At 41.0% G+C, this 6,576-nt stretch carries 6 protein-coding genes; all 6 read left to right on the top strand.

Annotated elements, in window-relative coordinates:
• Positions 1 to 42 precede the first annotated feature (42 nt).
• A complete protein-coding gene (locus ACFILH_RS00540; RefSeq protein WP_375667204.1) occupies positions 43 to 1,500 on the top strand; it encodes a hypothetical protein in 1,458 nt (485 codons plus the stop codon).
• Positions 1,500 to 1,925 carry a hypothetical protein gene (locus tag ACFILH_RS00535; RefSeq protein WP_273791515.1) on the top strand — a complete coding sequence of 142 codons (426 nt, stop codon included), beginning with the start codon at positions 1,500 to 1,502 and terminating at the stop codon, positions 1,923 to 1,925. Before ACFILH_RS00540 ends, ACFILH_RS00535 begins: the two co-directional genes overlap by 1 nt.
• 767 nt (positions 1,926 to 2,692) lie before the next feature.
• Positions 2,693 to 2,848 carry a hypothetical protein gene (locus ACFILH_RS00530; RefSeq protein ID WP_375667203.1) on the top strand — a complete coding sequence of 52 codons (156 nt, stop codon included), beginning with the start codon at positions 2,693 to 2,695 and terminating at the stop codon, positions 2,846 to 2,848.
• A gap of 42 nt (positions 2,849 to 2,890) precedes the next feature.
• On the top strand, positions 2,891 to 4,192 hold the full coding sequence (locus ACFILH_RS00525) for a hypothetical protein (RefSeq protein WP_375643644.1): 1,302 nt from the start codon (positions 2,891 to 2,893) through the stop codon (positions 4,190 to 4,192).
• Positions 4,193 to 6,358 carry a hypothetical protein gene (locus ACFILH_RS00520; RefSeq protein ID WP_375643645.1) on the top strand — a complete coding sequence of 722 codons (2,166 nt, stop codon included), beginning with the start codon at positions 4,193 to 4,195 and terminating at the stop codon, positions 6,356 to 6,358.
• Positions 6,355 to 6,576 (top strand): transglycosylase SLT domain-containing protein (locus tag ACFILH_RS00515; RefSeq protein ID WP_375667202.1); only part of this gene is annotated, 222 nt, incomplete at its 3' end. The genes ACFILH_RS00520 and ACFILH_RS00515, both read left to right, overlap by 4 nt.

Genomic DNA, 6,576 nt, shown 5'->3' with positions numbered 1-6,576 from the left:
AACGTCATAACGTGACCAGAATAATACCAACGGATTTTTAAGATGGTTTATTTTCCAGTAGCCGATTACAGACCAGATGTTTCGGTCGTCAACGGTAGCTTTACGGATAGCCTTGTGAATGTTTTACCGGCTGATGGCTGTTACATTCCGATGCCTAGTGCAATGGTTGTGTCTCATGCTTTGGAAGAAAAGCCTTTGGGGTGCATAGCGTTTAGAAGTGGCAATGGTGTTAAGATAATCGTAGGAGGCAAGCAAAAGCTTTACAGTTATGATAGTCAAACCAAGGGTTGGAAGGACATAAGCCAAAGTGGTGTGACTTATCAAGCAAATGAAGAGAATAAATGGTCGTTTGCTCTTTTTAAAAACATGGTTATTGCGGTGAATAAAAATGATAAACCGCAAGTTTTCAAGGTCCTTAGTTCTGAACGGTTTGAAGATTTAGAAGGAAATCCACCGAAAGCGGGATTGGTGAAGGTTTGGGGACCTTTTGTTTGTTTGATGCAATTGACAGATAATCCCAATCGCATTCATTGGTCTGGAGAAGGCGATGAAACTCTATGGGAGACTCAATATAATGTTAGTGGTTATATGGATTTCCAAGATGGAGAATACGTTCAGGGGGCAACAGAAACAACCAATCCCCTTATTTTTCTTCGTTCTGCTATTTATGCTGGTTCTTTGACGTTAGGTTCCAAGAGCCCGTTTGCTTTTCAAAAGATCCAAGACAAGCGTGGAGCGCGCAGTGCAGCCTCTATAGCGTGTCGAGGGAGTGATGCTTTTTTTGCAGGTGATGGTGGTTTTTATCAGATGAGTTTGGATGGTCAACTTTTACCGATAGGTTTTGAAAAGGTTGATAGAACGGTTTTTAAAACATTTGATAAGTTTGCTCTTGATGAGATGCAAGGGGTTATAGACCCCATTGATAACCGGATTTACTGGTCCTTAAAGAGAGGCAATAACGAGCAAACGACCTTTGTCTATGATTGGGGATTGCAGAAATGGTCGACGCTACAAGGGAAGCCTTTCACGTTCTTTCCAGTGTTTACGACAGGTTATACTTTAGAACAGTTAGATGAGATTTCGATCAATCTTGAGGCATTGCCGGCTTCTTTAGACAGCCCTCGTTGGCAAAGTGGCGCGCCAATGCTTGGTGCTTTTGATGATAACAATCGGCTTGTTATGTTTACGGGAGCCCCGATGGAGGCAACGGTTGTTTCACAAGAGATGGGGGCACCGGATGGAAGTTTTAACTTTATTACGAAGATGTTTGCCGAAGTTGATACGACGGAAGGTCTTTTAAGCATAGGAGAGCGTCGGCTTCGCAATAATCAGACGCCGATCATATGGCACAAGGAGAGGGTGTGTTCGTATGTCACGGGTGCTTATCACGGTCGTTCGCGCAATCGTTATCACCGCTTTAAATTGCGTATTCCTGAAGGCATTCATTGGAACCAAATCACAGGATTTAATGTGGATTTACGTCCTTTAGGCAGAGGGTAATGGCAAAAGTCTTTTTGACCACGTCTTGGGATATGGAGCGTATAGCGCCTTATCTGGAAGACATCATTGCATCCTTTAGAGAGTATGTAGAGCGTTTCAAACATGAAATCACGTTGCAGGAACTGATTGAAGCGATTTGCAGTGGCAAGAAACAGTTATGGCTTGTTTTGGATGATGACGAACGCTTTTTAGCGGCATTCACGACCCAGATACAGCAGACAGTTTTAGGAAAGAAGCGCGCACTGATTTGTGAATGTAGTGGGAAGGGCGTTCTTGATCAAGTTGATAATTTGAAATTTGTAGAGGATTGGGCGCGTGAGAATGGTGCTTCTGAAATGGAGATCTTGGGTCGTTTAGGTTGGAAGCGTGCACTAACCAAGCAAGGCTATAGCATAGGTATGCTTTATTATAGGAAGGAATTGTGACATGGGGAGCAGTAGACCAGCAACGACAGAACAGAAGCAGGTGCAGACAAGCGCCCCTCCTACTTGGATGCAGAATGTCTTTAAGCGTGGGGGTGCAGATGCGTATAACATGTATGACACAGGGATGGGTGGTAATGTTTATGGGGGACCTCGTGTTGCACCTTTAAGTGCTCCAACTTATCAAGCAATTGGAGGTCTTGGAGCTATTCCTCATCAGTATCAGAATTATATGAATCATTTGATGAATACTCCAACATCGTCTGCGAGAAACCTTAACTGGATTGCATCTGGTGGTTTGATGGGACCGAATTCTCAATTTGATGAGGAACTTAAAGAGGGCTTAAGTGAAATAAGAAATAGTATTAATCGACAGTTTTTAGGGAGTGGTCTTTATGGCTCTAGTGCGCATAACAATGAGTTACAGAGGGGGCTTAATGATGAATTAGCTCGTATCAAGTATCGCCAGCGTGATAGAGATTTACAGCATATGATGCAAGCCAATTCGATGATTGATCAACTGAATGAGAACCGCTTAGGCATGATAGGCAACTTATTCCCCTCTTATAATAACGCATATTCGAATATGTTGCAGGGGTCATCTGTTCTTAATGACTACAATCAACGCCTTGTTGATGCCAATAGAGAACGTTGGCTGGAACAAGACAATAGCGGCTGGAATAGGTTGAATATNTCAACGCCTTGTTGATGCCAATAGAGAACGTTGGCTGGAACAAGACAATAGCGGCTGGAATAGGTTGAATATGCTTATGAACGCCGGTCATGGCTTTGCAAGGAATTACGGCACGACGACGAATAATGTGTCAGAATCTAAGATGCATGGTAACGACCCTTGGCAGAATGCTATGATGGTGCTTTTTGGATTAAAGAAGGCTGCGGAAAAGGCAGCAAATGCTGCCGTTTAGTTTGAATAATCTTAGAAAAAATAAATAGTTAAAGGGAAAGTAATGGTTTTTATAGATTTTGACCCGAGATATAAACATTTCGAACTCAAACGAAAAAAAACGACAACAGAGCGATTGCAGGAAGGAATAGATGAAAGTCAAAGACTGGATAAAGATAGAAAATTACCATTTATTCCTCAAGTACCAGTTCTCCCTAGTATGATTTCTATGAATAATCCATATGATGTGTATCACGGTTCTCTAGTTCCGATAGGCTCTATTTATCCTAATGAGGAAAATAAACCTTCGTTTCCAATTCCAAGAGAAAAAATTCCACCTAGTGTAGGAAATCATGCATCTGTTGTAACAGAACCAGTGACACCACAAGAACAGAATTCTAAACCAGAACCTAGTTTTTGGGATAAACTTTCTCGTTTTTCACAGTCTGATGTTAGTAAAAATATTGATGATTTTCTTATGGGGGCGATAACAGCAAGTCCAAATTCATCTGGATGGCAACTTTTTGCCAAGGGGCTGAAGAACTTGCATGAAGGAGATAAACAAAGAGGACAGGTTAACCAGACTGTCGAGTATCTGAAATCTAAAGGGTACAGTGAGGAAGAGGCGCGGTTCATAGCTGGAAATAGAGATGCGTTGAATGCTTTTCTATTACAAAAAGTGAACGGTGGAAATAGGAATTCCCAATTTACCAATGACGGTAGGATGCTTGTGGAAGATCCGAATGCACCAGGTGGATATAGATATATTATGGTTGAAGGTGGTAAATCGTATGAGGAAGCTGAACGTGCAAAAGCTCTATATGCAAATAATATAGTACGGAAAAGTATTTTATTGAAAGATCTCACATATCTTGATGAGTACCTTAAGGAAAAAGGTGGGTATGCAACAGGTCTGATTGCTTGGATTAAAAGCATTGTTCCTGGATTGAAAGAAAATGGTGCAGATAAAGTCGTGAAATCAATTAAGGAACGTATAGCAAGTGATCGTATAGACGAACTGAAGCAATTATCAAGGACAGGAGCGGTAGGACTTGGAAATGTCAGTGATAAAGATCTTGACATGCTAAAGCATTCTTTAGGTGAACTAAGCATTGATATGAATGTAGAATTATTTACGCGGAATCTGAATCAAATAAGAGATGTTATTTCAAGACTATCGCCTGAAGCAAAAGCCTATTTACTAGGTGAAGATGCTAGTCGCTCCTCTGCTAATCAGTCATCACAAGGAGGAAGTGCAAATTTGCCAACTATAAGTAGCAGAGAAGATATTAAAAAACTTGCTATTGGAGAAAGAGTATCCATACCAGACGGTAACTATATATATGACATTATTAGGGATAGATAAATGGTTCATCATAATAATACTCATCAAGATTTTCCAGATTTTGGTCCTGGAATAAGAATTATACGCCGTATCCCTAAAGAGGAATACGAAACATCGGTAGAGGAACCATTTCCAGATTTTGGTCCTGGAATAAGGGTTATACGTCGTATCCCTAAAGATGAATACGAAACATCATTCCAACATCCCGAAATCACGCAAAGTGAAGCTTTTTGGAACTCTTTAAAGCATGGATTGAGTTTTAATTTAGATGATGAGATTGCGGGGATTACAGCGGCAGGACGTGATTCTGATGATCAGTGGGCAATAAGTGCTTTTTTGAATGGGCTTTACAACTATTGGACTGGAGATAAGAAAACCATAGAAAAATATGAGAAAGAAGCCAATAGAATACGTGATTATTATCGTAGGATGAGTGATCAACATTATTGGACTTCTTTTGCTGGAAATGCTTTAGGGGCGGCAATTCCTTCCCTTGCGACTTTAGGAGGAGGATTGTTAGCCTCAGGAGCACGCCTTGTAGCGCCTACACTTGCAAGGAATCTTGGAGGATCAACGTTAGGTCAAGCCTTTTTGAAAGCAGGTCAGTTACCCCCAAGTCGATTTGCAAGTCCATTTTTAGGCATCACGAACAAAACAACATTACCTCATTTGCTTAAAGTAGGTGCAGCATCTGGTGCATTACATGGCGCAGGAGAAGGCGAAGGACTTTTAAATACACTTCAAACCACGGCATCTGGTGGAACTTTAGGAATGGGCGGGGCATTGGCTGGAAATCTTGTAGGCAGTATGCTTGGTTCTACTTTTGGTGGAATACGAAGACTTTTTTCTCCTTCTCATACGAAAGAAGGTGTTTCAAAAGATACGTTAAGAGCAATCAGTAAACATTTAGGCAATGAAGCTTCTGAAGAGCTAGGAGAATCTTTTAAAAAAGCAGTTCCTACCGATTACGTAGCTGATCATAGTCCTTTTTTACAGGATCTTGTTTTTGATATCGCGAAAAGAAACCAAGGGGCTTATCTTGATTTAACCAAGAGAGCTGAACAGAGAGCGCTGGGAGGAGGGGAGCGTATTCATCAGGCGGCTGATAAATACTTTGTTCCTCGTCAAAATGTTACAGGTTTAAAAGATGATCTTATCGCGATTAGGAAAGCAGAACCACATACTCTTTACGAAATAGCTCAAAAAACACCAATAGGAGAACAGCATTATGGTGCTCTTAATGAATTAATGAAGCGTCCATACTTCAAACAGGCTTATAAAGGAGGGCTACAGGAATTCACGAGTGGTGGCAAAGAAGTCAGTTCGTTTTCTTCTGAAAAATTTAATCTCCTTAAAGAAAAACCCAACATGGGAGTTCTCCATGAAACGAAGGTTAAACTTGGTCTTATGAGAGATGAAGCCGAGAAGATAGGAGATAATAGTAAAGTTCATACCTTAGTTGGCATTCAGAAAAAGTTATTAGAGCTTATGGATGATATATCGCCTAAATATAAGAAGGCACGATCATTGTATCACCAATATAGTTCACGTTTAGATGCCATGGATGAAGGTTCCAAAATCCTTAGCAAGTCGGTTAATAAGGATGAGTTCAGTAAAATCTTTGATGAATTACCAAAGGCACAACAAGAATACTTTAAAAAGGGTTCAAGGGCAGAACTTTTACAAGGTATGGGTCAAACAAAAGATGAAGTATCCAAGGCAAAGGAGATTTTTGGTACGAATGATCTGTATAAACGATTTGCAAAGATTTATGGAGCCGATAAAGCTTCTGCGGTCAAGAAGGTTGTCGAAAAAGAAGCTAATTATGCAGATTTTTATAACAGAATACCAGGTCGTGTAGCGGATGAAAAGATATCTTTTATGCATAACGTCAATATGCCAACGGGTAAACATGATGCAGCTGTACAATTAGCAAAAGCTGCTGGGAAGTCTGCTTGGATTCCTTTCAAAGAGGCGGCGTTTAGAGAGCGTCAACGGATTGAAAAGGATGTTGTCAAATTGTTAACAGGGGGGACACAGATTAAGAATGATCAAATTGTAGCTCTCATTCAACGCATGGTGAAAGCGCATCATAATGGATATGTCACGAAAGAGTGGGTGAAAAAGCGTTTTTCTGATTTGTTTAGATTAAGTGGAAACGAGGTTGTGAGGATGTTTAATCGATGACCCGTTATAGTCCTTCAGTAGATCAAGCGATCCGTCAAGCAGCAGCGCGTTATGGTTTGCCAGAAAGCTATTTGTACCGTGTTGCGCAAGTGGAAAGTGGAGGCAATCCGAATGCAAGGAATCCCCGTTCTTCGGCGGGTGGGTTGTATCAATTTATAGACAGCACCGCCAAACAATATGGTTTGCAGGATCGTTTTGACCCCATGCAAGCGGCAGAT

Source organism: Bartonella sp. CL435QHHD (assembly GCF_042195095.1).
Classification (GTDB): Bacteria; Pseudomonadota; Alphaproteobacteria; order Rhizobiales; family Rhizobiaceae; genus Bartonella.
This window is presented reverse-complemented; position numbering and strand designations above follow the sequence as displayed.